26 protein-coding genes and 7 tRNA genes are annotated in these 26,594 nt (G+C 36.5%); 12 read left to right on the forward strand and 21 right to left on the reverse strand.

All coding sequences use genetic code 11. The features are described from left to right. Positions 1 to 380 precede the first annotated feature (380 nt). Entirely contained in the window at positions 381 to 827 is a 447-nt protein-coding gene (locus AC27VX_RS22320) for a GNAT family N-acetyltransferase (RefSeq protein WP_488698086.1), read from the reverse strand. A gap of 185 nt (positions 828 to 1,012) precedes the next feature. Between AC27VX_RS22320 and AC27VX_RS22325 the strand changes: the two genes are divergently transcribed. The 4 genes from AC27VX_RS22325 (at position 1,013) to AC27VX_RS22340 (ending at position 4,721) form a co-directional block, all read left to right on the forward strand. Beyond that, positions 1,013 to 1,726 (forward strand): 2OG-Fe(II) oxygenase, encoded by a 714-nt coding sequence (locus AC27VX_RS22325; RefSeq protein ID WP_488698088.1) that lies wholly within the window; start codon positions 1,013 to 1,015, stop codon positions 1,724 to 1,726. A 196-nt stretch (positions 1,727 to 1,922) separates the two neighbouring features. Beyond that, the gene (locus tag AC27VX_RS22330) at positions 1,923 to 2,186 is read left to right on the forward strand and encodes an Ada metal-binding domain-containing protein (protein WP_236854654.1); all 264 of its coding nucleotides are present in this window, start codon (positions 1,923 to 1,925) and stop codon (positions 2,184 to 2,186) included. 451 nt (positions 2,187 to 2,637) lie between these two features. After that, entirely contained in the window at positions 2,638 to 3,651 is a 1,014-nt protein-coding gene (locus AC27VX_RS22335; RefSeq protein ID WP_488698090.1) for a terpene synthase family protein, read from the forward strand. Between the two features lie 41 nt (positions 3,652 to 3,692). Further along, positions 3,693 to 4,721, forward strand: a complete 1,029-nt coding sequence (locus tag AC27VX_RS22340) for a terpene synthase family protein (protein WP_488698092.1) — start codon at positions 3,693 to 3,695, stop codon at positions 4,719 to 4,721. Between the two features lie 64 nt (positions 4,722 to 4,785). Here the strand turns inward: AC27VX_RS22340 and AC27VX_RS22345 are convergent. The 7 genes from AC27VX_RS22345 to AC27VX_RS22375 form a co-directional block, all read right to left on the reverse strand. Continuing rightward, a tRNA-Met gene (locus AC27VX_RS22345) sits at positions 4,786 to 4,858 on the reverse strand. Positions 4,859 to 4,897: 39 nt separating this feature from the next. Then, positions 4,898 to 4,970 (reverse strand) — tRNA-Met (locus AC27VX_RS22350). A 38-nt stretch (positions 4,971 to 5,008) separates the two neighbouring features. Beyond that, positions 5,009 to 5,081: transfer RNA gene (locus tag AC27VX_RS22355), tRNA-Met, on the reverse strand. 39 nt (positions 5,082 to 5,120) lie between these two features. After that, positions 5,121 to 5,193 (reverse strand) — tRNA-Met (locus tag AC27VX_RS22360). Positions 5,194 to 5,231: 38 nt separating this feature from the next. Continuing rightward, positions 5,232 to 5,304 (reverse strand) — tRNA-Met (locus tag AC27VX_RS22365). 38 nt (positions 5,305 to 5,342) lie between these two features. Next, positions 5,343 to 5,415 (reverse strand) — tRNA-Met (locus AC27VX_RS22370). A gap of 38 nt (positions 5,416 to 5,453) precedes the next feature. Beyond that, positions 5,454 to 5,526 (reverse strand) — tRNA-Met (locus AC27VX_RS22375). 101 nt (positions 5,527 to 5,627) lie between these two features. On the opposite strand from AC27VX_RS22375, the gene AC27VX_RS22380 reads away from it, so the two are divergent. Genes AC27VX_RS22380 through AC27VX_RS22400 form a run of 5 tightly spaced genes read left to right on the forward strand, consistent with a single transcriptional unit; the run spans position 5,628 to position 8,999 of the window. Beyond that, positions 5,628 to 6,239, forward strand: coding sequence for an L-threonylcarbamoyladenylate synthase (locus tag AC27VX_RS22380; RefSeq protein ID WP_236854658.1), 612 nt, complete (start codon positions 5,628 to 5,630; stop codon positions 6,237 to 6,239). Positions 6,240 to 6,289: 50 nt separating this feature from the next. After that, on the forward strand, positions 6,290 to 7,000 hold the full coding sequence (locus tag AC27VX_RS22385; RefSeq protein WP_488698094.1) for a CPBP family intramembrane glutamic endopeptidase: 711 nt from the start codon (positions 6,290 to 6,292) through the stop codon (positions 6,998 to 7,000). Between the two features lie 4 nt (positions 7,001 to 7,004). Next, positions 7,005 to 7,763, forward strand: coding sequence for a peroxide stress protein YaaA (gene yaaA / locus AC27VX_RS22390; RefSeq protein WP_236854660.1), 759 nt, complete (start codon positions 7,005 to 7,007; stop codon positions 7,761 to 7,763). Beyond that, a complete protein-coding gene (gene prmC, locus AC27VX_RS22395; protein WP_488698096.1) occupies positions 7,764 to 8,606 on the forward strand; it encodes a peptide chain release factor N(5)-glutamine methyltransferase in 843 nt (280 codons plus the stop codon). A 33-nt stretch (positions 8,607 to 8,639) separates the two neighbouring features. Continuing rightward, positions 8,640 to 8,999: a DUF4180 domain-containing protein gene (locus AC27VX_RS22400; protein ID WP_488698098.1), complete on the forward strand. Its 360-nt coding sequence runs from the start codon at positions 8,640 to 8,642 to the stop codon at positions 8,997 to 8,999. A 144-nt stretch (positions 9,000 to 9,143) separates the two neighbouring features. Here the strand turns inward: AC27VX_RS22400 and AC27VX_RS22405 are convergent, their stop codons facing one another. From AC27VX_RS22405 to AC27VX_RS22440, 8 genes are all read right to left on the reverse strand, one after another. Then, positions 9,144 to 10,109, reverse strand: coding sequence for an NAD-dependent epimerase/dehydratase family protein (locus AC27VX_RS22405; protein WP_488698100.1), 966 nt, complete (start codon positions 10,107 to 10,109; stop codon positions 9,144 to 9,146). Further along, positions 10,106 to 10,891: an SDR family NAD(P)-dependent oxidoreductase gene (locus AC27VX_RS22410; RefSeq protein ID WP_488698102.1), complete on the reverse strand. Its 786-nt coding sequence runs from the start codon at positions 10,889 to 10,891 to the stop codon at positions 10,106 to 10,108. The genes AC27VX_RS22405 and AC27VX_RS22410 overlap by 4 nt, the downstream gene beginning before the upstream one ends. A 144-nt stretch (positions 10,892 to 11,035) precedes the next feature. Continuing rightward, complete coding sequence (locus AC27VX_RS22415) at positions 11,036 to 12,139, reverse strand: helix-turn-helix domain-containing protein (protein WP_488698104.1); 1,104 nt, start codon at positions 12,137 to 12,139, stop codon at positions 11,036 to 11,038. Between the two features lie 31 nt (positions 12,140 to 12,170). Next, on the reverse strand, positions 12,171 to 12,812 hold the full coding sequence (locus tag AC27VX_RS22420; RefSeq protein WP_236854666.1) for a rhomboid family intramembrane serine protease: 642 nt from the start codon (positions 12,810 to 12,812) through the stop codon (positions 12,171 to 12,173). 10 nt (positions 12,813 to 12,822) lie between these two features. Continuing rightward, positions 12,823 to 13,374 carry a hypothetical protein gene (locus tag AC27VX_RS22425; RefSeq protein WP_488698106.1) on the reverse strand — a complete coding sequence of 184 codons (552 nt, stop codon included), beginning with the start codon at positions 13,372 to 13,374 and terminating at the stop codon, positions 12,823 to 12,825. A gap of 12 nt (positions 13,375 to 13,386) precedes the next feature. Next, the gene (locus AC27VX_RS22430; RefSeq protein WP_488698108.1) at positions 13,387 to 15,978 is read right to left on the reverse strand and encodes a DNA gyrase/topoisomerase IV subunit A; all 2,592 of its coding nucleotides are present in this window, start codon (positions 15,976 to 15,978) and stop codon (positions 13,387 to 13,389) included. Between the two features lie 6 nt (positions 15,979 to 15,984). Continuing rightward, positions 15,985 to 16,461: a hypothetical protein gene (locus AC27VX_RS22435; RefSeq protein ID WP_236854669.1), complete on the reverse strand. Its 477-nt coding sequence runs from the start codon at positions 16,459 to 16,461 to the stop codon at positions 15,985 to 15,987. Positions 16,462 to 16,485: 24 nt separating this feature from the next. Beyond that, on the reverse strand, positions 16,486 to 18,372 hold the full coding sequence (locus tag AC27VX_RS22440) for a DNA topoisomerase IV subunit B (RefSeq protein WP_488698110.1): 1,887 nt from the start codon (positions 18,370 to 18,372) through the stop codon (positions 16,486 to 16,488). A 494-nt stretch (positions 18,373 to 18,866) separates the two neighbouring features. Here AC27VX_RS22440 and AC27VX_RS22445 point away from each other — a divergent pair, with 494 nt between their 5' ends. Next, complete coding sequence (locus tag AC27VX_RS22445) at positions 18,867 to 20,015, forward strand: methionine aminotransferase (RefSeq protein ID WP_488698112.1); 1,149 nt, start codon at positions 18,867 to 18,869, stop codon at positions 20,013 to 20,015. A gap of 3 nt (positions 20,016 to 20,018) precedes the next feature. Here the strand turns inward: AC27VX_RS22445 and cls are convergent, their stop codons facing one another. The 3 genes from cls to AC27VX_RS22460 form a co-directional block, all read right to left on the reverse strand. Continuing rightward, a complete protein-coding gene (cls, locus tag AC27VX_RS22450; protein WP_488698114.1) occupies positions 20,019 to 21,485 on the reverse strand; it encodes a cardiolipin synthase in 1,467 nt (488 codons plus the stop codon). A gap of 227 nt (positions 21,486 to 21,712) precedes the next feature. Further along, complete coding sequence (locus AC27VX_RS22455) at positions 21,713 to 22,477, reverse strand: SDR family NAD(P)-dependent oxidoreductase (RefSeq protein ID WP_488698116.1); 765 nt, start codon at positions 22,475 to 22,477, stop codon at positions 21,713 to 21,715. 89 nt (positions 22,478 to 22,566) lie between these two features. Then, positions 22,567 to 23,505 carry a helix-turn-helix domain-containing protein gene (locus AC27VX_RS22460; protein WP_488698118.1) on the reverse strand — a complete coding sequence of 313 codons (939 nt, stop codon included), beginning with the start codon at positions 23,503 to 23,505 and terminating at the stop codon, positions 22,567 to 22,569. A gap of 200 nt (positions 23,506 to 23,705) precedes the next feature. Here AC27VX_RS22460 and AC27VX_RS22465 point away from each other — a divergent pair, with 200 nt between their 5' ends. Then, positions 23,706 to 23,897, forward strand: coding sequence for a hypothetical protein (locus tag AC27VX_RS22465; protein ID WP_236854675.1), 192 nt, complete (start codon positions 23,706 to 23,708; stop codon positions 23,895 to 23,897). A 35-nt stretch (positions 23,898 to 23,932) separates the two neighbouring features. Next, positions 23,933 to 24,094: a hypothetical protein gene (locus AC27VX_RS22470; protein WP_488698120.1), complete on the forward strand. Its 162-nt coding sequence runs from the start codon at positions 23,933 to 23,935 to the stop codon at positions 24,092 to 24,094. A 348-nt stretch (positions 24,095 to 24,442) separates the two neighbouring features. Here the strand turns inward: AC27VX_RS22470 and ychF are convergent, their stop codons facing one another. Together ychF and AC27VX_RS22480 are read right to left on the reverse strand one after the other, a co-directional pair. Next, positions 24,443 to 25,534 (reverse strand): redox-regulated ATPase YchF, encoded by a 1,092-nt coding sequence (gene ychF / locus AC27VX_RS22475; RefSeq protein ID WP_236854677.1) that lies wholly within the window; start codon positions 25,532 to 25,534, stop codon positions 24,443 to 24,445. 199 nt (positions 25,535 to 25,733) lie between these two features. Further along, positions 25,734 to 26,285, reverse strand: a complete 552-nt coding sequence (locus AC27VX_RS22480; RefSeq protein ID WP_236854678.1) for a ferritin — start codon at positions 26,283 to 26,285, stop codon at positions 25,734 to 25,736. Positions 26,286 to 26,594: the final 309 nt, after the last annotated feature.

Consider the following 26,594-nt stretch of genomic DNA (forward strand, 5'->3'; position numbering starts at 1 on the left):
CTGCAAATGCGGTTCTCTTTTCGTTTAAAGCAAAAAATCTCCGTCGGAAAAAGCAGTTTTGTGGTACTAATCATAAAACTTGGGGAAAAAGTAGAAAATAAGACGGAGATTTTTTTGCAACCTCTTACAGAGTCAATTAGTCCTACCCTTGACCTGTAAGAGTTGTACAAAAATAAAGCTATGCTTTTCTCTCCTAAAAGAATCGCTGTAGAATTAAATAGGAAGAAATGTAGAAATAATTCTACCTGAAAAGAAAAATATTGTCAGAAAAATAAATTTAAAGCCGCACCAGCAGCTTTATAACATCTTTATCAGACATAATTAACACATCATATAATGTCTTATCGTTTCTCCATTCTTTCCTTCCTTCTATTGGCTGTCTACTTCCACCAGTGATAATAGTTATGCAATCCATCATATTCAAATCCACAGCGGGGATATAAAGTATTTCCAATTTCATTGGTCTTTTCAGTTTCAAGCATCAGACCACAAGCCCCTGTTTCTTCACACCACCGCTTACTACGGTCAATTAAAGCTACTGAAAGCCCTTTCCCTCTGTAGTCGGGATGTACAAACAAGTCGCTTAGCAGCCATTGTTTCTGTAATTTGGTATAATGAAACAGTTTGTAGAGCTGTACAAATCCTATGGCTTTTCCATCTGCTACAGCCAGAAAAATATCTGATTCACTGTTTAGAAATCTTTCTCGAAGAAAAGCCTTTCCTTTTTCAATGTCAGATTCCTGTCTGTAAAAAACACGGTAAAGATCAAACAATACGGCGGTGTCTTCAAGATCCTCAAGGCTTGCTTTTTTAATAGTGTAATTCATCGTTATATTTATTTTGATTAACACCGCAAAAGTAGTCCCAAACTCGGCTGGAGGTATCATCCAGATTAAAGTTATACAGATGGTCCAGAGGATGTTTCCAAACCTCATAAAAAAGATAAAATACCACACGTTTCAGATTTTATATTGGCAGACAACTTTGGAACTTTGCCCCATAAAATAAAGCAATGACAGATATTATCCAAAAAATAAAAGACACGGACTGGCAGCATATAACAGAGGAAATGCATCAGAAAGGTTATGCGGTGATTCCCAATTTAATATCAGATGATGAATGTGAAGATTTAAAGTCAGACTATACCTATGCTCATCTGTATCGTAAAACCGTTGTCATGGCGCGCCACAGGTTTGGCTTAGGAGAATACCGGTATTTTAATTATCCGTTACCGCAACTGATTCAGTTGGTACGAACGCATATTTATCCTTATCTAGCTCCTATTGCCAATTCCTGGTTTAATGCCTTACATATTGATACTTCTTTTCCCCTAGATCATAGGGAGTTTATACAACAATGTCATGCCAACGGTCAGCAGAAAGCCACTCCTTTGATTTTAAAATACGGAAAAGGAGGTTTTAATACTTTGCATCAGGATTTATATGGAGATCTATATTTTCCGATTCAGATTGTTATCATGCTTAGTGAACCTGATCAGGATTTTACAGGTGGAGAATTTGTTCTTACCCAACAGATTCCGAGAGCTCAGTCGAAAGCCATTGTCTTGAAACCTAAAAAGGGAGATGTCCTTATTTTTACTACAAATTTTAAACCGGAAAAAGGGGTGAAAGGATATTACAGAGTCAATATGAAACATGGAGTAAGTGAAGTGACAGAGGGAAGCCGCTACGCCCTGGGAGTTATTTTCCATGATGCTATGAGCTGAGAATTGAGAGAGGAAAGTTGAGAGTTGAACTTACTTCATGAAGAATGTGAAAATTTATCAATGGCATATTTTATATAAATTATACATTCAGACTATTTTAATAACCCAATGAATTGGCTGCGGCAAATTTTAAGAAGTACGTATTTTCTCACTCTCAACTTTCTATTTTTAATTTTCAATTTTCAATTATAAAAATATGATACTGCATTCTCAGATAACTGCCCTTAGTTTAAGAAGTAAAATCCGTCACGGAGAAATAGTTTTGGGAGGAAATAAAAAATTAAAAATTTTTGGATTACTAAGCTGTAAGTCAGGAAAAAGAATGAAAAAGGAAAATAGAATTTTCTTTAAAGATGAAAAAGAAGCATGGCAAAATAGCTACCGTCCCTGCGGCCACTGTATGAGAGAAAGATATAAAAAATGGAAAAATAATTTCTCCTTCATTACACCCGATGACTGAGAAACAAAATAGCATTAAAGATTTATTACAATTAACAGTATATGGCTTAGAAATTGAAATTATTTAAACTTTCTTATTTCATAGCTTTCATTCTACTATATTAAAGCGTATACAGGTAGTCCGTATGATTAATCCTCCATTAATTCAACCTATAACACATAACATATTAATTACTTACTAAAACAACTACGTTTTCACTCTATTCTTCATCAAAATTTCTGACGATACAGGTTTCGCCTGTTAAAAACGGAGAAAATAAAGTAAGGAAATCATGTAAAATACACTTAAATATTCTGAATTTCATAATACAATTCATTTTTTTAAATTATCAGTTCCCCATGGATGCAAGCGTATCAGCATTTGTGAAAAAAAAATATCAACTATGTGTGAAATAAGATAACATCGCATTAAATAAAACTATATATTAGTATCAAAACTAAAACACTTACACATGAACAATGAAAATTTTAGTACCCTTGAACTTCTTCACAAGCAATTCAGGTACCCTTTCCCAACACTAAAAAACCCGAACGCCGAACAATTGCAGGAAATCACTGAAAAACAATGGATTGACGGAGAGTATTTGTGGCTCTATGAACAAAACCCCAATCTCCGGAAAAAGTACAAAAAAACAAAAACGGCTCATATTGCAGCCCAGTGGTTTCCAACAGCATCACCGGAAAGATTCAAACCCATCTGCAGGCTGATGCTCTGGACCCTGTATAATGATGATCTTTACGAAGAAAGTAATCCAAAAGATATTGGACATGTACATGCCCAATCTATTGCAATCCTGAAAGGTGAAATTAATGCTGCAGATTCAGGAATACCTTTAGGTCCTATGCTAGCCTCATTGAGACAAGAGCTGTTAGACTTCATTCCAGAGGAATCGGTCTCCCGCTTTACACAAATGATCAGCAGATACTTTATAGGGTTGGAAACCGAATTAAAATATAAGCACAATAAAACTTATCCCAGCGTGAACGAATGTATTGCCCTTCGTGAAAATTCTATATGCCTTTATCCCTTTCTGCAGCTTACAGAAGTGGAAACTGGGATCACGCTTCCACAGGAAATACACGATCATCCGGTGATCATCCGTCTGCAGACTCTGGCCTGCCATCTGGTTACTTTTTTCAATGAGGTACAGTCTGTATTAAAAGATGAGGCAACAGACAGTATCTATTACAATATTGTAAAGGTAATTCAGCATGAACGTCAAATGTCTCTGAAAGAAGCCTGTCTTGAAGACTTACGCCTTCATAATGAAGATCTGAAAGAATTCATAGAATTACAAGCTTCTCTTCCGGATTTTGGTATATGGCAGGATGCAGTCGTGAACTGGGTACACTATATGAGTATGGTTCTTAGTGGATGGAAAAACATATCTACAAAGCTGGATCGTTATAATGCGATGGACTTTCCGGAGGCAAGAGAATTAAAAGAAAAGCTGGATCAAATATAATATCATCAGTTAATTTTATTAAAAATAAAAAAATTAAACCCATGAGAGAAGAATTAATAGTCCCTCAATGTCATTACCCGTGGCCAACCGTAAACAGTCCTATTGCCAATGCCTTTGATGAGGAAGAAAAAAGCTGGTATGATGATGACTATACTTTTATTTCTGAAGAGGGAATAAAAAGATGCAAGCCCCAATTTCTATCCCGGGTTGCCACTTATATGAATCCTACCTGTGACAGCATAGAACGTATGCGCCCCTGTGCAAGGCTGATGATCTATATCACAATTTTTGATGACTATTTTGGATTAACACCGGCAAAAGAGCTGAAAGTCATGGCTGATCGGGTTTATGAAGTAATGATGGGTGACGAGCCTCTACCGGGTGAGATTGGAATTCTGCGGCAAATGGCACAGGCAAGAAAAGAGTGGATTGCCAATGGAATGCCTCAATTCTGGATCGAGCGTGTATCCATTAATTTTTATGAATTCATCATGTATGGTATGGCTGAGGAAATACCTTTCAAGCAAGCTGAAACCAGAACCTATCCTCTGCTCCCGCATTATCTTAACTTCCGGAAATATTCCATCGGCATGTGGCCTTATGGAGATCTTATAGACCCTGCTACTGATTTTGCATTGCCTGTTCATGTTTACAATCATCCTATTGTGCAGCGCTGTAGAGAATTGCTGTCTTTGATAATTGTGATTCAGAATGACTTTGCTTCGCTGAAAAAAGAGCTTGAAATAGATACAGAAAGTCTGAATATTATCTTTATTCTAAGCCATCAGTACAAGCTGTCTTATCAGGAAGCATGTACAGAAGCTATGAGATTACATGATGCCTATGGTCAGGAGCTGGATGATCTTCATCGATCTCTGCCTGATTTTGGCGAATTTCAGGAAGCAGCTTATGATCACATCTATCACATCAAACTACAGATAAGCGGATGTGCAAATTGGTATTATAATTCGGGTACCAACCGATATGAGCCTAAAGGATTTATTGTCCCACAATATGGAAGAGAAGGTGATGACATTCTTATTCCGCACAGTATTTTTGTACAAAAATAGATCTGAAACCGATCCTAAATACTAAAACAAGAAAGAGAACCACCATGTGATTCTCTTTCTTTAGTAGCGGGAACCGGACTCGAACCGATGACCTTCGGGTTATGAGCCCGACGAGCTACCTACTGCTCCATCCCGCGGTGTATTTTTAGAGTGCTTACCGAAAGCACTTAACTTAGTAGCGGGAACCGGACTCGAACCGATGACCTTCGGGTTATGAGCCCGACGAGCTACCTACTGCTCCATCCCGCGGTGTATCTTTAGAGTGCCTACCGAAGGCACTAACTTAGTAGCGGGAACCGGACTCGAACCGATGACCTTCGGGTTATGAGCCCGACGAGCTACCTACTGCTCCATCCCGCGGTGTATCTTTAGAGTGCTTACCGAAAGCACTTAACTTAGTAGCGGGAACCGGACTCGAACCGATGACCTTCGGGTTATGAGCCCGACGAGCTACCTACTGCTCCATCCCGCGGTGTATTTTTAGAGTGCCTACCGAAGGCACTAACTTAGTAGCGGGAACCGGACTCGAACCGATGACCTTCGGGTTATGAGCCCGACGAGCTACCTACTGCTCCATCCCGCGGTGTATCTTTAGAGTGCCTACCGAAGGCACTAACTTAGTAGCGGGAACCGGACTCGAACCGATGACCTTCGGGTTATGAGCCCGACGAGCTACCTACTGCTCCATCCCGCGGTGTATCTTTAGAGTGCTTACCGAAAGCACTAACTTAGTAGCGGGAACCGGACTCGAACCGATGACCTTCGGGTTATGAGCCCGACGAGCTACCTACTGCTCCATCCCGCGATATTGGATTGCAAAGGTACGAATATTTCTCAAAAATCCTAATTTTTCTTTTAAATAAAGGACTTTTATAAAAACTATTTTATTATTTGTATCTTTGTTTTATGGCAAAGATATTAAAAATTTACCCGGACAACCCACAGGAAAATCTTGTGAATGAGGTTATTAAAACTTTAAATAACGGCGGACTGATTATCTATCCTTCGGATACAATTTATGCCTTAGGCTGTAACATTTTTGATATAAAAGCTATGGAAAAACTGGCTCAATTGAAAAAAATGAAACTGGAAAAGGCAAAATTCTCAATAATCTGTAATGATTTAAGCCATCTTTCTGACTTCTCAAGACCTATTGATACTTCAGTCTTCAGGTTTTTGAAAAGCCATCTTCCAGGGCCCTTCACTTTTATTCTTGAAGCCAACAAAAGTTTACCATTAGCCTATAAAGGACATAAAACAATTGGTATCCGTGTTCCGGATCACCCGATTCCTCAGCTTATTGTAGAGAAATTAGGACATCCTATTGCTTCAACCTCCATCAGAGATGATGATGAAATCATTGAATATTCTACAGACCCGGAACTGATCGCTGAGAAATATGACCATCTTGTAGATATTGTTATTGATTCAGGATACGGTGATAATATAGCTTCTACTATTGTGGATCTAACCTCGGGAGAACCTGAAATAATCCGTCAGGGAAAAGGAATTATTTAAGTGGAAAGGTAGATATGGAGAGTGAAGAATGGAAAATTTTCTGTGTATAGATGGGAAATATGGCGAGTAATGGGAAATATTCTGTAGGAATTTTACTGACTTTTGTACTTTTAGCTGCAGCAATGCTTTATATTTTCCCTGTTATCAATATGATTACAGGAATAAAGGGTATTACAGCAGTCAGTTTTTTTCTCACCAGAATTGCAATATGGATTATTCTACTTATTACATTTTTATACACCTATTGTATTGAGAAAGGCTCTTTTTTGTTTAAAGAAGAAAAGAAATATCCTATAGCATTCTATATAAAAGCTATCATTGGCTTATATTTTATCTGTCTTATAGGCGGAGGATGTATTAATGTGGTACTTCATCTTTTGATTCAGGAAAATATGAGTGATAAGCTTTCTCAGCTCTCATCAATTTTTAAGAATAATTATTTTTTAATTATTTTTACATGCTTTACAGCGGGTGCTGTAGAAGAGTTTCTGATGCGCGGCTATATACAGCCCAGGATTGAAAAGATATACAACAGTCCGCTTTTAGGAGTCCTTGTCTCAGCCATTTTGTTTGGAATTCTTCACAGTACTTACGGAACCATAGGCCAGGTGATTGTCCCTTTCTTTATTGGAATCGTTTTTGCGCTGTTTTATAAAGCGTATTCAAACATTAAAATTCTGATCATCTGCCATTTTATGATTGACTTTGTGTCTCTCATGATGATGAATTTTATTGATATTAAACATTTATCTGTATTTTAAAATTATGAAAATTATAACGTCTCCTGCGAAATTAATGAACGTAGAAAACACCACTGATCTGTTGAAACCTACGACTCCAAAATTCATTGAAGAAGCAGCATTTATACAAACTTATTTAAAAGAAAAATCGCCTAAATATCTTTCCGAATTAATGGAAATATCAGCAAAACTGGCTGATGAAAACTGGGAAAGAAACCAAAGATGGAAATCAAAACCTACGGCTAAAGAATCTACACCGGCAATGTTTGCTTTTACAGGAGAGGTCTACAGAGGACTTGATGCTAAAACTCTGAATAAAGAGGCTGTAGATTATCTGCAAAAAAATTACAGGATGCTATCCGGATTATACGGTCTGCTGAAGCCTTCTGATAAAGTGATGCTTTACAGACTGGAAATGGGGCGCCCATTTAAATTTGATACGTATAAAAATTTATATGAATTCTGGAGAGAAAAAATAACCGAACAGCTCAATTCTGAAATGAAAAAAGGAGAAGTCCTGCTTCATCTTGCCAGTAATGAGTACGGAAAAGTAATCGACAGAAAAAAGCTTAATCATACCGTTATTGATTTTGATTTTTATGAATTAAAAGAAGGAAAACTGAAAACGATTGTAGTGTATACCAAGCACGCAAGAGGTCTTGTAGTGAGATTCTGTGCAGAGACCAATGCCCAGACACTGGACGATGTAAAGGCATTCAACTATGAAGGCTATAGAATTGATGATGAAAAATCTACAGACACAAAACTGGTTTTCACAAGATAGATGACGGTTACAGCATATAAAAAACATTTCAAAACAGAACTTTCCGACCTTTATACTGAGTCGGAAAGCGCTTTTCTGTCCTCTCTGTTTATCCATAAGATCGTAGGCCTTGATCAGTTTCAACAAAGAAAATTTTCTGATCAGGAACTTTTAACCGATGATGAAAAACAACTGATTAACCTGATTGATGAGCTAAAGACCGGAAAGCCTTACCAGCAAATTCTGGGTGAGACTGAATTCTACGGCATGACATTTTTTGTAGATGAAAATGTCCTCATTCCCCGTCCGGAAACGGAAGAACTGCTTGAATTTGCCATTCAGGAAATTAAAAAGTTAAAAAGACAGGATATAAAGATTCTGGATATAGGAACCGGAAGTGGTGTGATTCCTCTGGTTTTAAAGAAACATTTTCCCGCCGCTCAGGTTTCTTCGGTTGATTTTTCAGAAAAAGCATTGAAAACAGCCCGTAAAAATGCTGACTACCACTCAATGGAAGTCAACTTTATTCATGCTGATTATCTCAATTTTGAACTGACAGAAAGTTATGATATTATCATTTCAAATCCACCTTATATAGGAATAGAGGAAGAAATTGAGATTGCCGACTCGGTAAAAGAATTTGAACCTAAAATGGCTCTTTTCTCTCCTACTTCCGATGCTTTGATCTTTTACAGAAAGATTTCAGAAGATGCTAAAAAGCATCTGAATGCTGATGGGCTTTTGTTTTTAGAAATCAATCAGAAACTGGGACCAGAAAGCCTGGAACTTTATCAGTATTTTTCTGATGCCCAATTATTAAAGGATCTATCGGAGAATGACCGGTTTATTTTTGGAAGGAAATAAGTATATTTTAATATAAAACGACTCAATAAGACTATGATTATCAAATCGCACACCATCAATGATATCAAAATAGCCGAAGTTATTTCTGATGAAATGCTTATTCAGTCGCCGGAGGACGGATTGGATTTTATGGGAAATATCTATTACCAGGGCTATGATAAGGTAATTCTTTATGAAAAAAACCTCACTCCAGAATTTTTTGATTTAAAAACTAAAATAGCAGGAGAAATTCTTCAAAAATTCTCAAACTATCGTATCGGTCTGGTTATTATAGGTAATTTCAGTAAATACGAAAGTAAAAGTATAAAGGAGTTTATTTTTGAAAGTAATAAAATGAAACATGTTAATTTTGTAGAAACCTTAGAAAAAGCTTTGGTAAATTTTTCAAATTAAATGTGTTTTTATAATTGCCACGAAAGCCTTTAAACCAGCAAAAGCTATTCGTGGCAATTAATTCTCAATGAAGCTATTCTTATAGGAGTGATCAGATTTCTTCAAAATGGCAAAGGTTATGGAAAATTGTTGAAAGTGGTTAGTCTATTCAATACGCTTAAAGTATTCAACAGCATCTTTTATTGCCTTATCTATTGATTGGTACTTTAATTTAAGCTCTTCTACTGATTTCCGGTTGGTATAATAATTATGGACCTGAAGTGCTTTCATATTTGAAATACTCAGATTTGTTTTTATATTCAACTTTCTTAAACCCTCTCCTACTAATCCCAGAACATTAAGTATTGTGTTGGGAATAGGAATTATAACCGGATTTTGATGGGTAATGATATTCACCTTCCTGAAAAAATCCCGATAACTTAGATTTTCATTAGCTAAAAGGTATTTCTCGCCACTTTTCCCTATTTCAACCGCTTTTATTACTCCATTGGCAGCATCTCCAGCATGCACAAAATTTTTACCTCCTTTCGGGTAGAAAACCAATTTCTTCTTCCACGTCCAGAATATAATTTTCCCGGAACTCGGTTTGCTGTCGTAAGCTCCAATCATAAAGGTAGGATTCAGGATGATTATTTCCATGTTATTACAGGTCTGTAAAAGGTAGTTTTCTGCTTCCATTTTACTTTGGGCATACAAGGATCGGGTAAAGGGATATTTTTGGTCTTCCTGTTCATTTCCGGGATGCCTTCTGCATCCATATCCTAACGTATTTGCCGAGCTTATAAAAATAAATTTCTGTACACCGGATTTCTCAGCCTGTATGGATAAATTCTGTACAGCATCCACATTTACCTTCTTATAGTCCTGGTAAAACAAAAGATGCTGCCGGGTTTCTGCGGCAATGTGAATCACACAATACACTTTTTCTAAATAGAATGACAGATCTGAGAAAAGATCTCCCTCTATCAGTTTAAGATTTTCATTTTCTTCGCCCAGCCAGCTGCTTTTCTTACGCACCAGAGCAATAACAGAATAATCATCTTTTAACAGTTTAATAACGACATTGGTTCCCAGAAGTCCTGTAGCTCCGGTTACAAAAACTTTTTTCATGCTTCAATTTCTCTTTTTATCGCCTGGGTCATCAATGGGAGCTTTATCCATATGGGTATTATTTTCATCACGAGCCAGCTTATTGGGTTAACCATAATTACGGAATCTTTTTTAAATAGCTGATGTATACAGTAAGAAGCTACTTTATCCGGATTCAAAAGAGTCAGCCTTCCCATTATTCCTTGTTTTTCAATTCTTTTACAAACATCTGCATTAGTTTTCATCGCTCCGGGATTCACTACACTTACAAAGACATTTGTATCTTTTAATTCTTCATGCAGCCCTCTGGAGAATGAATGAATAAAGGATTTGGATGCCGGATATACTGTTTTAAAACCAATTGGAGAAAAAGCTGCCATACTGGATACGTTTAAGATGTAAGCTTCAGGCTGTCTTAAAAGATTAGGAAGAAGCTGATGTGTAATGAGTGAAGTAGCCGTTACATTCACCTGAAGAATCATATTGATATAATCTGATGTTGCCTCTGTGAATTTTTTGGTTCCTCCCAGGCCGGCATTATTGATTAGAATATGAATATCAAAAGACTGATTAAGCCACTTCGTAAGTTTCATTACATTTTCATGGATTGAAAGGTCCGTTTCGTAATAATGAACTTTGATAGGGTAATTTTTTTCAAGCTCCTGTGAAAGTTCTTTCAGGTTTTGGTTTGGAAGGCTTACCAAAATAAGATTGAAATTTTTCATGGCCAGGTTTTCAGCAAAAGCTTTTCCCAATCCCTGACTTGCTCCCGTGACCACAGCATATGATTTTTTAGAATCCATAAGGTTAAATTTATGGTACAAATCTATGATCGGAAGAAAGGTTTAATGTTCCATATTATCTGAACGAACTGATTTTAAAGCCCCCTATAGAAATTCATTAATTTCCTGAAAAACAAAACGTTGTCAATAGAAAAAAGTTAAACTTTATAATCCGGAACTTATTCTTTTAAACTCAGAAGGAGTTTGACCCGTCAATTTTTTGAAGGTTGTATTAAAGGATGTCTTGGAGTTGAATCCTGACTCATAGGCAATCCCCAGAATAGACAATCTGCTGTCATTTTCTTTCAGAAGCTTTTTGGCATATTCCACTCTGAATTCATTGACATACTGGAAGAAATTCTTACCAAAACCTGTATTGATTACATAGGAAAGATGATGACTGGAAACGGACACTGTTTCTGCAAGTTTAATAAGGTTCAGTTCACTGTCAAGATAGGGTTTTTGGATACTCATAAGTGCTTCCAGCAATGTTTTGATCCTAAATAATTCTTCATCTGAAATCAACTTTCTTTTGATTTCTTCCGAATCCGGATTTTCATTAATAGAGATCAGTTCTTCGCGCTGTTTCTCTTCTAAAGGATAGATTTCTTTTTGCTTAAGAGAATAATATCCTACAAAGTAAATGACTCCTAAAAAGACAGTGTTGATAAAGAAGTTCAAGGACTTGGGATCATAAAATAGATTGTAAATAATGTAGGTAATATTCACCAGAAGAAGGACCAGAATAATGTACTCCAGCCAGTTCAGATTAATTCCTTCTGTGTTCGAAGAAAACTGCTGAATCTTCTTTTTATGCTTTTTGATCGTAATATAAGATAAGCCTGTATAAAACAGTGCCTGAATCAGAATAAGCATAATGCTCAAATATTCAAAAGGAGTTGTATATCCTAAAGCAGAAGCTGTAAGACATATAAGAAAGCCTGCAGGAAAAAGCAGAAATTTAAGATCTGTAATTTTAAACCTAAAAGAAGGGTTGGTATTAAATAAGACACTGAAATAAAAGAAAACCGGAGTCAGAAACTGAATAAAGCGAACCAGAAACAGGGAGTGGAACTCTACTACGGAATGTGTAATTAAAAACAGTATTTCATCTATCCAGAAAGTGGACCACAGAAAGAGGAAAAGACCAAACCAGAAATTGGCTTTTCTGTTTACCTTTAAAGGATTGGCCAGCTTGAGCAGAGAAAGCAAAACCAATGAACCATAGATAAGTATCACGATGAAACTATTTAACTCTGATGTGTTCATTGGTTTTGATGTTTTAATTAAAAATAGTCTTTTATCCTATTCGTTTCCGGATAAAAATCTGGTATCCCAGATAGACCAGCGGAAGCGACATTATCCCCAGGAAGAGCATATTGCTTATAGCCTGCTGCGGATGCATGGCGATAGAATAAATCAGTCCGAAAAAGGCTCCTCCGAGGTGAGCAGCATGGCCAAGATTATCCCATTGCTTCGGATTCAGCATCATGTATACGGAGTATCCGAAATAGAGTGTTCCAAACAGCCATCCCGGCAAAAAGTTAACACTGATTTCATTGGGTGCCATTGCTATGGATGCAAAAATGATTCCTGAAACCGCACCGGATGCTCCTATTGCAGAATACCAAGGTTGTTTTTTATAAATCTGTAAGCTAAATAAATTCCCCAGGATCATGGCCCCGAAATAAATAATCAAAAAGCCTGTTTCTCCAAAAAAGCTGATAACCACTCCCTGAAAAAAGTACAGGGAAAGCATATTGAAAAACAAATGCATAAAGTCTGCATGTAAAAATGCAGAACTGATAAGTCTTACATATTCTTTTCGGTTGGTAATTGCCCCAACGTTGAATTTATATTTTTCAAATAATGCTATATTATTGAACCCCATGTAACTAAAAATACACGTGGCTGCAATAGTAATTAAAACAACTATATCCATTTTATGTTTTCTATTTTATTTTTTGAATCGGAACTTTCCTTATTGCACCATTTTCCGATGGAATCATCTGAGACTTAATGTAGTACTTATTATGGTCTTCATAAAGGTAAAAGTGTACATCAATACCATGATCATCTCCTGAAATTATTTCCGGCAAAAATATGATCTTGCTGTTACCGGCATCCATTTTACCAAAACTTCCATAAACACTGATGGTATCACTGTTTTTTTCATTTGGGCTTTCCCACCAGATCCAAAGGTTACTGTCATCAGGACCACCCAGCTTTAATTTTGCCTTGACTACAGAATTTCCTTCTCCGGCATAGTCTTTATAATCAACACTATATTCACCTTCCCATTTCTTAAAACTGTTTTTGTCTACTGCTTCATAATCCAGATCACTTTTTTTCACCTCTTCTTCTTCCTCTTCCGGAATAGGGTCAGTGGCATTAATTTCAGTATTCTGTTTTTTCTCAATTTTAGTTTCTACAGTCTTTTTTTCTTTACAGGAGAACATGAATAAAGCGGCCAGTAATATTGCAGGGAATAAACTTTTTTTCAAGATATTTTGCTTTTATTCAGTTTCGCTGTTTTCATCTCCCTGGAACAAGTCTCCGATGATCCCTCCTTCCTCGTCTCCATCACCAGCCGGTTCCGGATCTTCATATATTTCAGGTTCTTCTTCTACAGGTTCAGGAATAGTAATATTAATTGTTTTTACTTTAAATTTTGTAAACTGATTTCCTATTGCCTTTATTCCTTTCACCGCAATAAATTCATCAATATTTATAGTTTCAGGATCACGATCCTTACCTTTATCTTTTGCAAAAATAATTTCAGCTGTAACATTGTTGGCTACGACTACATTCTCAATGAATGATTTCGGATGTTCGGATGGCATGAAGGTTTGTATATTCACCGTATTTTCCAGTAAGAATCTCTTTATAAAATAAATATCTTTCTCCCCGTCATAGTAAATACAGGTAATGGGCTGTTCAGGTCTCCATTTTTCCAATACCAGATACTCATCATCAAAGCGATTTCCTAAATCAAAAGAGATCAGTTTTACTTCACCGTTGGTATTGATCGTCAGAATTTTGTCGTCTCCTTTAAAGTTTCCTAGTAATGTACCTCTTGCATCAGCATTGAGCCTTCTTACTGTATCATCAAACCAGATCTTTCTTGGAGCCAGGGTAGAAACGCCTTCCTCCTTCATATCCACTTTTTTTACAGCATATTTGGTCACCAGGTTTCCTTTGGAATCACGCCCTTTGATGGTAAGATCAGAGAAATTGACCTCCATTTTATTCTTCCTGATTCTGGGATTTGGTTTTAAAAGTACTGATACTGTTTCTGCTTCACCATTTGGATTAGCCGAAAAATAAAGAGTTTCTGATCCTTTTTTATCTGAAGCTAACGGATAATCTGTGTTTCGGGTTACTCCTGTTACAGAAAAACGCTTCATGTAATAAGGTCCTTCTCTCCCCTCACGGTAGATCATATTATAGACCGTCCTTTTATCATTTTTCTTCCAGATGGCCACATGAAGAATATCTTTACCAATAAATGTTTTGGCTTCTACTTTTACCACTTTCATACTTCCGTCTTTTCTGAAAGTAATGATATCATCAATATCTGAACAGTCGAACAGGTACTGATCTTTCTTAAGAGAAGTTCCTATGAAGCCTTCTTCAAAGTTTGCATAGAATTTTTCATTGGCCACGGCTACTTTTGTAGCATCAATGGTATCAAAAATTCTAAGTTCAGTTTTTCTCTGCTTATCTTTTCCGTACTTTTTCTGGATATTCAGATAATAATCAATAGCATAAGCTATCAGATTGGCAAGATGGTATTTCACCTGCTCTATTTTACCTTCAAGAGCGGCAATATTTTCTTTGAATTTATCTAAGTCAAATCTTGAGATTCTCTTAATTCTGATTTCCGTCAGCTTTAAAATATCTTCTTCCGTTACTGCTCTTAAAAGATGTTTGGTATGAGGTTTTAATCCTGCATCGATCGTTTTTATTACGTCTTCCCAGGTTTTTACTTCTTCAATATCGTGATAGATTCTGTTTTCGATAAAGATCCTTTCCAGGGAAGAGAAATGCCAGCTTTCCTGAAGCTCATGAAGCTCTATTTCCAGTTCCTTTTTAAGCAATGAAACTGTATGATCCGTATTCATTTTCAGAATATCGGAAACATTCATAAACATTGGTTTATCTCCCACGATTACACACGCATTCGGAGAAATTGTCACCTGACAGTCTGTGAATGCGTATAAAGCATCAATCGTCTTATCCGGAGAAACATCATTATGAATATGAATCAGAATTTCTACCTTATCTGAGGTATTATCCTCTATTTTTTTGATTTTGATCTTTCCTTTTTCATTGGCTTTAAGGATAGAATCAATAAGATCAGTAGTGGTCTTTGAATATGGAAGTTCAGAGATAACCAGAGTATGTTTATCTGTTTGGGTAATTCTCGCTCTTGCTCTTACCTTACCTCCTCTGTGACCGTCATTATATTCGGATACATCCAGATAACCGGCTGTAAGGAAATCAGGAAACAGCTCAAATTTCTTTCCTTTTAAATAGGCTACTGAAGCATTAATCAGTTCATTAAAGTTGTGTGGGAGTATTTTCGTAGAAAGCCCTACACCAATACCTTCTACTCCCTGTGCAAGAAGCAAAGGAAATTTTACCGGTAAATCAACGGGTTCATTATTTCTTCCGTCGTATGATTTTGTCCATTCCGTAGTTTTAGGATTAAAAACTACTTCCAAAGCAAAAGGGGTAAGTCTTGCTTCAATATATCTTGCAGCAGCAGCAGAGTCTCCTGTATAGATATTTCCCCAGTTTCCCTGGGTATCTATCAATAGCTCTTTCTGTCCGATCTGCACCATGGCATCTGTAATGGAAGCATCACCATGAGGGTGATATTTCATTGTATTCCCTACCACATTGGCTACCTTATTGTAACGGCCGTCTTCCAGTTCCCGCATTGAGTGCATGATTCTTCGCTGAACAGGCTTTAGCCCGTCATACACCGAAGGGATAGCCCTATCCAAAATTACATAGGAAGCATAATCCAGAAACCAGTCTTTATAAAGTCCGGAAACTTTCTTTAAGCTGTCACCCTCATGCGAATGTTCTTCTGTCGTCATTTGTTTTTAATCGTTTTTCTCTTTATTAGCTTTCACTACTTTATTCAGAGAGAGTTTTAAATCATTTACTTCTTTTCTGGTCAGATAAGAGATCTGATACTTCAGCATCGTAGAACCACTGTTTTTACTTGAAACAGTGATGTATAATCTTTTGAAAAAGAAAATACTGACTACATCATATTTTATCAACTTATATTTAGGAAATTCATCATGGAGTGGTTTGCTTAAAAAAGGAATAATATTCCTGTTTTTAAAATTCAGTGCTTCTCCGTCACTGTCATATTCAAAAATCTGCCGTCCGCTGATATAAAAAATAATCAGCAGCAAAGCGGGAACAATAATCAGTAAATAACTCTCATTTCCTAATGCGTTAAATCTATACCTGTTGGCCATAAATATAACGATTCCAAACACTGCTATCATCAGGAGCAGAGTGCTTAGAGAATTATAAACTGATGCTTTATTACGGTTACTTAATCTCATTTGCTCTTTGGTTTTATCAGTTTACTAATTTTCTATTTCATCAAGTATCTGTTTTTTATCAATTGCCGTATCATCTTCCACTACCAAATTTTCCAGAATAAATAACTGTCTGTCCGGTGTATTCTTGCCCATATAAAATTCTAGCAGCTGTTCTATTGTCTGATCTCTCCCCAGTACTACAGGTTCAAGACGGATATCCTGGCCGATGAAATGTTTAAATTCATCCGGAGAAATCTCTCCCAATCCTTTGAATCGTGTTATTTCAGGGTTTTTCCCAAGTTCATTTAACGCTTTTACCCTTTCAGCCTCTGAGTAGCAGTACCTTGTTTCTTTCTTATTCCTCACCCTGAACAGAGGAGTCTGAAGAATATAAAGGTGACCGTTTTTGATCAGATCCGGGAAGAACTGCAGGAAGAAAGTAATCATCAACAGACGGATGTGCATCCCATCCACATCGGCATCAGTTGCGATAATAACATGGTTATATCTCAGATCTTCCAGGCTTTCTTCAATATTTAAAGCCGCCTGAAGGAGGTTGAATTCTTCATTTTCGTACACTACTTTTTTGGTAAGACCATAACAGTTCAGGGGCTTACCTTTCAGGGAGAATACCGCCTGTGTTTCTACGTCTCTGGACTTTGTGATGGATCCTGATGCAGAATCCCCCTCGGTAATGAAAATCTGTGTATCTCCTTTTCTTTCTGCTTTCTGATCGTTATAGTGCTGTCTGCAGTCACGAAGCTTTTTATTGTGAAGAGACACTTTTTTAGCTCTTTCTCTTGCCAGTTTCTGAATTCCGGAAAGTTCTTTTCTCTCTCTTTCAGAAATTAATATTTTCCGTTGAATTGCATCCGCGATTTCCGGGTTTTTGTGCAGGAAATTATCCAGTTTTCCTTTAAGGAAATCGATTATAAATGTTCTTACCGTAGGTCCGTTTGGCCCCATATCATTAGATCCCAGTTTGGTTTTGGTCTGAGATTCGAAAACCGGTTCTTCAACATTAATCGAAATAGCGGCAATGATAGACTTTCTTATATCAGAAGCGTCAAAACTTTTATTAAAGAATTCACGAATCGTTTTTACATATGCTTCACGAAATGCATTAAGGTGTGTACCTCCCTGCGTTGTATTCTGTCCGTTTACGAACGAGAAGTAGGTTTCCATCTGAGACTTGTCAGAATGGGTAATTGCCACTTCAATATCCTCGTCTTTCAAATGAACAATCGGATAAAGAACATCGCTTTCCATCTCTTCTTCAAGGAGATCCTTAAGACCATTTTCAGAAAAATAGGTTTCTCCGTTGAAGATAATTTTCAGTCCCGGATTCAGGTACGCATAGTTACGGAGCATTCTTTCGATATACTCTTTACGGTATTTAAAGTGCAGGAAGATATCTCCATCAGGAACAAAGGAAATCTCTGTACCATTTCTGTCCGAGGTATCCTTTTCATCAAAATTTTCTGTGATAATACCACGGGAGAATTCGGCTACTTTCATTTTACCATCACGGAAAGAGCGTACTCTGAAGTATTCAGAAAGTGCATTCACCGCCTTGGTACCCACCCCATTCAATCCGACAGATTTTTTAAATGCCTTACTGTCGTACTTACCTCCGGTATTCATTTTGGAAACAGCATCTACTACTTTTCCAAGCGGGATACCACGACCAAAGTCACGAATCGTAACTTTGCCTTCGTCCACTTTTATTTCAATTCTTTTCCCTGATCTCATCCTGAACTCATCAATGGAGTTGTCCAGGATCTCTTTGAGCAGGATATAAATACCATCATCGGCAGACGAACCATCGCCAAGCTTCCCGATATACATTCCGGGACGCAGGCGGATATGTTCCTGCCAATCAAGGGTTCTGATATTATCTTCTGAGTAGGTTGGATTTATTTCTTGTGACATATATGATTTCAGCAAACATACAAAAGTACGAAATTGCATAAAATTACGCGAATTTTAAGATCCATTTTTTCTCAAATTTATTCATTATGGAATGTTCTATTATCAATCACCGCCTTATTTTCATAGTATTCAACAAAAAGTGACATACTAGTGGCAATATACCTGAAATTTGATTTATATTTAAAATAACTGCAACTAAAAATAACATCATTTATATCCTTAGAAAGAATTCTGAGAGTTTTGACGAATTCACAAAGGTTATCTCAACAACTTCATAAAATCTTTTTATTTTTAAAGGATTACTGCCATTTAATTTACTCCCAATAAAAACCTTCCTTATTTCCCTCGCGGACATTCACACAAATCCGGTTCCAATTCCTCTTTTGAGCACAGATAAAACAAGCTGCTTTTATGGAATTCCCCTGTTTTAAATAATTTTTGATTTATGATTGCAAAAAATGAATTAAATTCGAGGTAAGTAAAAATATGCTTTAATGATACAACTTCCTCTTTCCAAACTTTCTGATGTAGGAACTACTATTTTCAGCCAAATGACACAGCTTGCCAACGAAAATGAGGCTATTAACCTTTCGCAGGGATTCCCGGATTATATGCCGGATCCTGAATTGCTGAATTATGTAGATGATTTTATAAAAAAAGGGTTTAATCAATATGCTCCGCTAGGTGGAATGATAGGACTAAAGGAAGAGATTGCCAGAAAGATCGAAAACAGTCATCAGGCAGTTTATCATCCTGATTCTGAAATAACAGTTACTGCCGGGGGAACTCAGGCTATTTTTACAGCTATTGCCACGTTTATCAAAAAAGATGACGAAGTGGTCATTTTTGAACCGGCCTATGACTGCTATGAACCTACAGTAGAACTTTTTGGTGGTCTTGTAAAACGTTTTGAAATGAAAGCTCCTGATTATAATATTGATTGGAATGCGGTAAAAAATCTGATCAGTGACAAAACAAAAATGATCATCCTCAACAACCCGAACAATCCGTCAGGAAGAATTTTAAATGAAAATGATATTCAGGAACTTATTCAGTTGGTAAAAGGTACTTCCATTTTAATTTTAAGTGATGAAGTTTATGAAAATATTGTTTTTGACGGGAAACAGCATTTAAGCATCTGCAAATATCCTGAGCTTAAAGAAAGAAGTCTTTTAGTTGCCTCTTTCGGAAAGCTATTCCATATTACAGGCTGGAAAGTGGGTTATTGCGCTGCTCCGAAGAATTTAACAGATGAATTCAGAAAAGTCCATCAGTTTAATGTTTTCTGTGTGAACACCCCTGTTCAGCTTGCTTTGGCTGAGTATATGAAAAATGATGAGCATTACATTCATCTGAATCAGTTTTTCCAGGAAAAAAGAGATTTCCTGAGAAACGGACTCTCCGGAACTTCTTTTGAGCTTTTGGATTGTGAAGGGACTTATTTTCAAGCTGTTAAATACGACAGAATTTCTGATAAAAATGATTTTGACTTCGCTTCAGAGCTGACCATCAATCATAAAGTGGCAAGTGTTCCGTTTTCATCTTTTTATAAACAGAAAAGAAACGATCATGTAATCAGACTATGTTTCGCAAAAAAACAGGAAACTCTGGAAAAAGCACTTGAAAATCTGTCTAAACTTTAATTTCTATATCAGCGGAGAAAGCAGCCTGGCCAGATGTTCGAAGAAAACTTTGGCCTTTGATCTTTTTCTCCATGTACTAAGATGAATTTCTTCACAGTCTTTCATATCCTGATGAAACAATTCTTCAAGAGTTTTGTTGATTGCCCGGTCGAAAACCAGCGCATTGACTTCGAAGTTCAGTTCCTGACTTCTGACATCCATATTGGCTGTTCCTACAGATGAAAAGTTATCATCTATAATCATGGTTTTGGCGTGAAGGAAACCTTTTTTATAAAAGAAAACCCTTACTTTGCTTTCTAAAAGCTCGTCATAATAAGAGTAAGCCGCAACATTTACGATGATGGAATCACCGGACTTAGGAACCATCAGCCTTACGTCCACTCCGGAAATAGCGGCCTGTTTTATAGCATTCAGAACCGTTTCAACCGGGATAAAATATGGGGTAACAATGTATATTCTTTTTTTGGCAGCAAGTACCGCCGAAGCAGTACTGAGCATAATGGAAGGTTTGGTATCCGGTCCGCTGGCTGCTGTCTGAATAAGTGAAGTTCCCCCTTCTTTATTTTTATGGGCAAAATATAATTGGGAGATTTCGGGAATTTTTTCTGTAGCAAAGATCCAGTTACTGAAAAATAAAAACTGAAAATAAAAAGCAGCTTCGCCTTTAATATAGAGATGAACATCCCTCCAATATTGCTTTGAATTGGGATTAATGTATTTATCGGAAACGTTGATACCTCCTGTAAATACTTCTTCACCGTCCACAATAATAATCTTTCTGTGATCCCGGTAATTAACCCTGTTGGCAAGCAGCCTGAAGGTAATTTTGTTAACGGGAGATATTTCCACTCCTCCGGATTTCAGTCTTTTCAAAAGTGTACGCCCTATTTTCCCGCTTCCCATGTCATCATATAAAAAACGGACTTTAACCCCTTCTGATGCCTTTTTTATCAAAACATCAGCAAGTCTGTTTCCTATATCGTCATTATCATAAATATAATACTCCAGATGAATATGATGAACAGCCCTGTTGATTACCTCAAAAACTTTTTCGAATTTACCTTCTCCATTGATCAGGATCTCCGCATGGTTACCCTCTGATAATGGAGAATGGCCGGCTTTGTAAAGAAAATTGACCGTCGTAAGAAAATTGTCTATTTCACCTTTATGATTTTCCAGTGTTTTATAGTGGGTTTCACGGATGTAAGTACTTATTTCATTATAAACCTGCTCATTACGTTCTATTTTAAATGTATAGAATTTATTTTTTCTGTAATTGACTCCAAAAACGAAGTAGATGATAATTCCGAAAACAGGAAGAAAGATAATCAGCATCAGATAAGCCAGTGTCTTGCTGGTGTTCCTGGTATCCATAATAATTTTTGCGGCCAGAAAAATAATCCCCACAAGATAGAGACCTTCAAGGCCCAGAAGGATATAAGGAAACTGGTCGAAAAAATCTTTAATCATAGCTAGTAACTTTGCAGGTAATAAAGTTAGTGAAAAAAGCAAAATAATTATTCTCAATATTCAACCGGCTTTAGCTAAAAAAGAATAACCCACTGTCAATATTATAATCCCGGATGTATAGAGCCGGAATGCCATTAAAAATAATAAGAACCTGCCTCTTCAGACCGGTTCTTATTATTTTCATAGTTTTATCTGTAAAAAGATTGTATTAGATAGGAAAAAGAACTTTATAAGAACATTCCTCCTGAAGCTTCAATTCTCTGGCCGTTGATCCATCGTGCATCTTCAGTACACAAAAAGGCTACTACTCCACCGATGTCATCAGGAAGTCCCACCCTTCCTAAAGCGGTAGCCCCCGCAACCATTGCATTAATTTCTTCATTATCTCTTACTCTTCCTCCTCCAAAATCAGTTTCTATAGCTCCCGGAGCCACCACATTGGCCTTAATTTTTCTTGCCCCAAGCTCTTTAGCCATATATTTTGTAAGCATTTCTACACCGGCCTTGACAGATCCGTAAATAGATGATCCAGGTGTTGCAAATCTGGCTAATCCTGAGGAAATATTAACAATTCCGCCTCCGTCATTGATGAAGGGAAGAAATTTCTGGGTTAAGAAAAACACTCCTTTAAAATGAATGTCTACAATATCATCCAGCTGTTCTTCTGTAACTTCTGTAATAGGCGAATATAAGGCTGTTCCTGCATTATTAATAAGATAATCAATATGAGTACTTCCCGTATTCTGCTGTAAATGATCTGTCACTTCTTTTACAAAGGGATCAAAGTTCTTAATGTCTTTTGTATCCAACTGAAAAGCTGCAGCATTTCTTCCTATAGCCCTTATTTCATTGACTACCGCTTCTGCTTCATCTTTATTGCTTCTGTAAGTGATGATGACATCTAATCCTTTTTGAGCAATTTTAAGGGCAGAATTTTTCCCCAATCCACGGCTTCCTCCGGTTACCAATGCTATTTTTATTTTTGTGTTCATTTTATTTTGATTATTTTGATGGTACAAAGTTGAGGGTTTTTGAGAATACAATATTTGCTTGAATCAATCTGAAATTTGCAAAATTCAAATCATGACCGAAATTCCAAAGGAGTAAAAGAGGTTTTCCTTTTAAAGAAGTTTGAAAAATGGGCTATTTCTTCAAAGCCTAAGGCATAAGATATTTCAGAAACATTCCATTTCGTTTGTCTTAAAAGAATTTTTGCCTCCTGAATGATCCGGTCAGAGATTAGCTCTGTAGTGGTTTTCCCTGTATTATCTTTTAGTTTTTTATTTAAATAATTAACATGTACGGCCAGTCTGTCTGCATAATCCTTTGCTGTTTTCAACTGCAGTCTCTGTTCTGAAGATTCAATAGGGAACTGTCTTTCCAGTAACTCTATAAACAGAGAAACAACTCTCATTGAAGCGTCATTTAATGCAGATATTTTGGTCGCCGGCTGTAGTTTTTGTCCGTAGTGAATCAATTCCAGCACATAATTTCTGATCAGGTCATATTTAAAGATATAATCCGAACTGATTTCTTTTTTTATTTTCTTAAAGAGATATTCTATTTCTTCTGCCAGCTCATCGTCAATTTCGAATACAGGAACTCCTCCAGGCTGGAATATAGGCAGATCTTCAAGATTATAATAGGATTTATCTTTGATAAAGAAATCTTCCGTAAATACACAGAAACTTCCAGACTGCTCAGGATCTTCAGGGATCCAGTGGTAAGGAACTTTAGGAGTGGCAAATAACAGGGCATTCTGTTGTATAGAAATTACCTTGTCTGCATATTCTGCTCTGTTCTTCCCTTTGATAAAACTTATTTTATAATATCTCCTTCTATTATAGGGCATTTCAGAAGTAGATTTTGCTTTTTCTATGGTCTGGGCAATATCAAATACATTGAAATGACCAATATCTTTATGAAGACCCTTGGGAAAAATACTTTCCAGATCCTGGCCTAATTTTGAAGCCATTTCTCTATAGAAATCTTCCAGTGAAGTATGGGCTATTTTTTCCATAACATTGGGTTTGTAAAATTCAAATATACAAAGTTACAGAATAGGTTTGTTCTTAATTTTACCAAATTGCTTTAAACGCACCTATTTCAGTCAATCATTTACAATTCCGTACAAACCAATTCTTATTTTTCTAAATACAGTGATATACTTCATTTATTTTTCTTACATTCGCAATACTAACTTACTAAAAATCAAACTATATGAAAAATCAAAATTTAACAAAGGGAAAAAAATTAAACAAAAAGGAATTAAAATTTATTCAGGGAGGGATGATGGACTGCATGCAGCCTACGATATGCACAGATCCTCCATGCGAGGTTTATCCACCTGATGATGTAAGAAACTGCACCACAATATCCAGTGGCTGTGCTCAAAAAATATGCAGACCATAATCTGAAAAATCTTATTTAACCAAAAATCAAATAGCATGAAAAATCAAAACCTAAACCACGGAAAAAAACTGAATAAAAAACAATTAAGAGTTATCACCGGCGGAAAAGAAATGTGCCTGCTAAGTAATCTGACCTGTAAGAGATTTTCTTTGGCCTGCGCAGAACCGCAGTGCCAGCCTACTATTGAGCTGCAATAGCAGCTAATATACAAAAATACAAATGCTTCCGCTCATCCGGAAGCATTTGTTATGTTCATTAAAAACTAATTCATTTAAATTTTAAACTATGAAAAATCATCATTTCTACAAAGGGAAAAAACTAAGTAAAAAAGAGCTGAGAACAATAGCTGGTGGATTAAAAAAATGTTTTTACGCAGGGGGTTGTCTTAGAATTAGCGAAGACTGTGCGGAACCGCAATGTAATATATTGCATGATCCCGCGTAACCTTAACTATAAAAAGTACTACCAGCTCCTGAATGCAAAAAGCGCCCCCAAATTCATGGAAGCGCTTTTTTATTACAAACTAACTTTAATATTTTTCTCTTTTATACATTGAATCTAAAGTGCATGATGTCACCATCCTGAACGATATATTCTTTACCTTCAACAGAAAGTTTTCCGGCTTCTTTTATTTTTACCTCAGAACCGTAATGAAGATAATCTTCGTATTTAATTACTTCTGCACGGATGAAACCTTTTTCAAAGTCTGTGTGAATCACTCCGGCAGCCTGTGGAGCTGTCCATCCCTGTCCAATAGTCCATGCTCTTACTTCTTTTACTCCAGCGGTAAAATAAGTCTGAAGTTTTAAAAGATCATAAGCTTTTCTGATCAGACGGTTTACTCCTGGCTCCTTAAGACCTAACTCTTCAAGGAATATTTCTCTTTCTTCAAAGGTTTCCAATTCGTTGATATCTGCTTCAATCTGAGCAGCTAATACTACAACTTCAGCACCTTCATTTTGAGCCATTTCTTCAATCTTCCCAATCCAGTCGTTCCCGTTTTTAATAGAATTCTCATCTACATTACAAACGTAAAGTACCGGTTTATTGGTTAAAAGCTGAACTTCTCCAATGATTGATTTTGTAAAATCATCGGTAGCAAATTCTCTTGCATTTTTACCGTCTTCAAGGAATTTCTGTAAATTCTGAAGTGTTTCGAAAGTAAGAATATCTTCTTTCTTCCCAGATTTGATAAACTTTTTTGCTTTTTCTACTGCTTTCCCTACTGTTTCAAGGTCTTTCAGCTGCAATTCAATATCAATGATTTCTTTATCTCTTAAAGGATCTACTGAACCTTCAACGTGAATAATATTTCCATTATCAAAACATCTTAAAACGTGTACAATTGCCTCACACTCACGGATGTTTGCCAAGAACTGGTTCCCCAATCCTTCTCCTTTGCTGGCTCCTTTTACAAGACCTGCAATATCAACGATTTCAACTACAGCAGGCAAAACTCTTTCAGGCTTTACTATTTTCTCCAGTTCAAACAGTCTTTCATCCGGTACTGAAACCGTCCCTAAGTTGGGTTCAATAGTACAGAAAGGATAGTTTGCTGACTGAGCTTTTGCGTTGCTCAGACAGTTAAAAAGTGTTGATTTACCTACATTCGGCAGGCCTACGATTCCACATTTCATATTGTAAAATTCAAAGTTTAAGGTTTAGGGTTTAAAGTTCAATGTCTAGGGGTTAAAGTTTTTATTTCTTTTAACGCTTTCTGGTTGAACCTTTAACTTTCAGCGTGCAAAGATAGTGTTTTTTAGGGTAGTTTCATAATAAAAAAAATCTGCCATTATTATGGCAGATTTTCAAACAGTTCGTGTTCTACTGGTTTATTTATGGGTTGCTTCCGGTAGCTTGCTGAGCCAGCGGAACGTCATTTGGAGTTGACTGTAATGTTTTATCTAAAGTAAATAATGATTCATCAGTTGCTCTGTCTCCTCCTGCAATTTTTAATTTGTCAATCAAACTCTGCGCTAAGGTTTCTTCTTCAATTTGTTCCTGTACAAACCATTGCATAAAGTTCCAGGTTGCCCAGTCCTTTTCTTCCATAGAAAGATCCACAATTTTGTAGATGGCTGTAGTATTGTCTACTTCATGTTTAAAAACACCGTCAAAACAGGCGGTAAGTGTTTTCGGATCTGCAGGAGGGGCAGGTATTGCATTAACTTTTGGCTTTCCACCTCTGTTCAAAATATATTCCATGAACTTGATGGAGTGATTTCTTTCTTCCTGAGCATGGCGGTAAAGAAAGTTGGCAATTCCCTGATAGCCTTTGTCATCGGCCCAAATTCCATAGGATAAAAAAATATGTGATGCATGAATTTCCTTGTTCATCTGATCGCTAAGCGCTTTTTCTATGCTTGTGGAAAGTCTTTTGGTATTCATAATGTTAAATTTTGGTGATTATAGCGTTGATCATGCAAAAATGATTCCGATACTATTTTATTTTTTGACAAAAACATTCACAAATACATTATACATTCCTGAAATACAATATTTTAAGTTTATAATTTATAGTTATTCTAAAATATAAATTAGCGATCAGAACTTGACTTCAGAGCAATGAGAGTGTCTCATTTCGTTATAAACCACATATTTTTAAGAGTAACCAAATGTTTTATAATAGTAATATTAATATAAAGATTTTATTAAAAGAAAATCCCGGCTCTCCAGGAACCGGGTATATTGTTGAGA

The organism is Chryseobacterium sp. 14P4.3.2, assembly GCF_057799275.1.

Bases quoted from the DNA above. Each gene is read 5' to 3' on its own strand.
- AC27VX_RS22435 (WP_236854669.1), bottom strand. From the start codon at position 16,461: ATGAGATTAAGTAACCGTAATAAAGCATCAGTTTATAATTCTCTAAGC.
- AC27VX_RS22320 (WP_488698086.1), bottom strand. From the start codon at position 827: ATGAATTACACTATTAAAAAAGCAAGCCTTGAGGATCTTGAAGACACC.
- AC27VX_RS22415 (WP_488698104.1), bottom strand. From the start codon at position 12,139: ATGAACACATCAGAGTTAAATAGTTTCATCGTGATACTTATCTATGGT.
- AC27VX_RS22420 (WP_236854666.1), bottom strand. From the start codon at position 12,812: ATGGATATAGTTGTTTTAATTACTATTGCAGCCACGTGTATTTTTAGT.
- AC27VX_RS22385 (WP_488698094.1), top strand. From the start codon at position 6,290: ATGGGAAATATGGCGAGTAATGGGAAATATTCTGTAGGAATTTTACTG.
- ychF (WP_236854677.1), bottom strand. From the start codon at position 25,534: ATGAAATGTGGAATCGTAGGCCTGCCGAATGTAGGTAAATCAACACTT.
- AC27VX_RS22330 (WP_236854654.1), top strand. From the start codon at position 1,923: ATGATACTGCATTCTCAGATAACTGCCCTTAGTTTAAGAAGTAAAATC.
- AC27VX_RS22325 (WP_488698088.1), top strand. From the start codon at position 1,013: ATGACAGATATTATCCAAAAAATAAAAGACACGGACTGGCAGCATATA.
- AC27VX_RS22445 (WP_488698112.1), top strand. From the start codon at position 18,867: ATGATACAACTTCCTCTTTCCAAACTTTCTGATGTAGGAACTACTATT.
- AC27VX_RS22405 (WP_488698100.1), bottom strand. From the start codon at position 10,109: ATGAAAAAAGTTTTTGTAACCGGAGCTACAGGACTTCTGGGAACCAAT.
- cls (WP_488698114.1), bottom strand. From the start codon at position 21,485: ATGATTAAAGATTTTTTCGACCAGTTTCCTTATATCCTTCTGGGCCTT.
- AC27VX_RS22470 (WP_488698120.1), top strand. From the start codon at position 23,933: ATGAAAAATCAAAACCTAAACCACGGAAAAAAACTGAATAAAAAACAA.
- AC27VX_RS22440 (WP_488698110.1), bottom strand. From the start codon at position 18,372: ATGTCACAAGAAATAAATCCAACCTACTCAGAAGATAATATCAGAACC.
- AC27VX_RS22465 (WP_236854675.1), top strand. From the start codon at position 23,706: ATGAAAAATCAAAATTTAACAAAGGGAAAAAAATTAAACAAAAAGGAA.
- AC27VX_RS22480 (WP_236854678.1), bottom strand. From the start codon at position 26,285: ATGAATACCAAAAGACTTTCCACAAGCATAGAAAAAGCGCTTAGCGAT.
- prmC (WP_488698096.1), top strand. From the start codon at position 7,764: ATGACGGTTACAGCATATAAAAAACATTTCAAAACAGAACTTTCCGAC.
- yaaA (WP_236854660.1), top strand. From the start codon at position 7,005: ATGAAAATTATAACGTCTCCTGCGAAATTAATGAACGTAGAAAACACC.
- AC27VX_RS22380 (WP_236854658.1), top strand. From the start codon at position 5,628: ATGGCAAAGATATTAAAAATTTACCCGGACAACCCACAGGAAAATCTT.
- AC27VX_RS22430 (WP_488698108.1), bottom strand. From the start codon at position 15,978: ATGACGACAGAAGAACATTCGCATGAGGGTGACAGCTTAAAGAAAGTT.
- AC27VX_RS22340 (WP_488698092.1), top strand. From the start codon at position 3,693: ATGAGAGAAGAATTAATAGTCCCTCAATGTCATTACCCGTGGCCAACC.
- AC27VX_RS22400 (WP_488698098.1), top strand. From the start codon at position 8,640: ATGATTATCAAATCGCACACCATCAATGATATCAAAATAGCCGAAGTT.
- AC27VX_RS22410 (WP_488698102.1), bottom strand. From the start codon at position 10,891: ATGGATTCTAAAAAATCATATGCTGTGGTCACGGGAGCAAGTCAGGGA.
- AC27VX_RS22455 (WP_488698116.1), bottom strand. From the start codon at position 22,477: ATGAACACAAAAATAAAAATAGCATTGGTAACCGGAGGAAGCCGTGGA.
- AC27VX_RS22335 (WP_488698090.1), top strand. From the start codon at position 2,638: ATGAACAATGAAAATTTTAGTACCCTTGAACTTCTTCACAAGCAATTC.
- AC27VX_RS22460 (WP_488698118.1), bottom strand. From the start codon at position 23,505: ATGGAAAAAATAGCCCATACTTCACTGGAAGATTTCTATAGAGAAATG.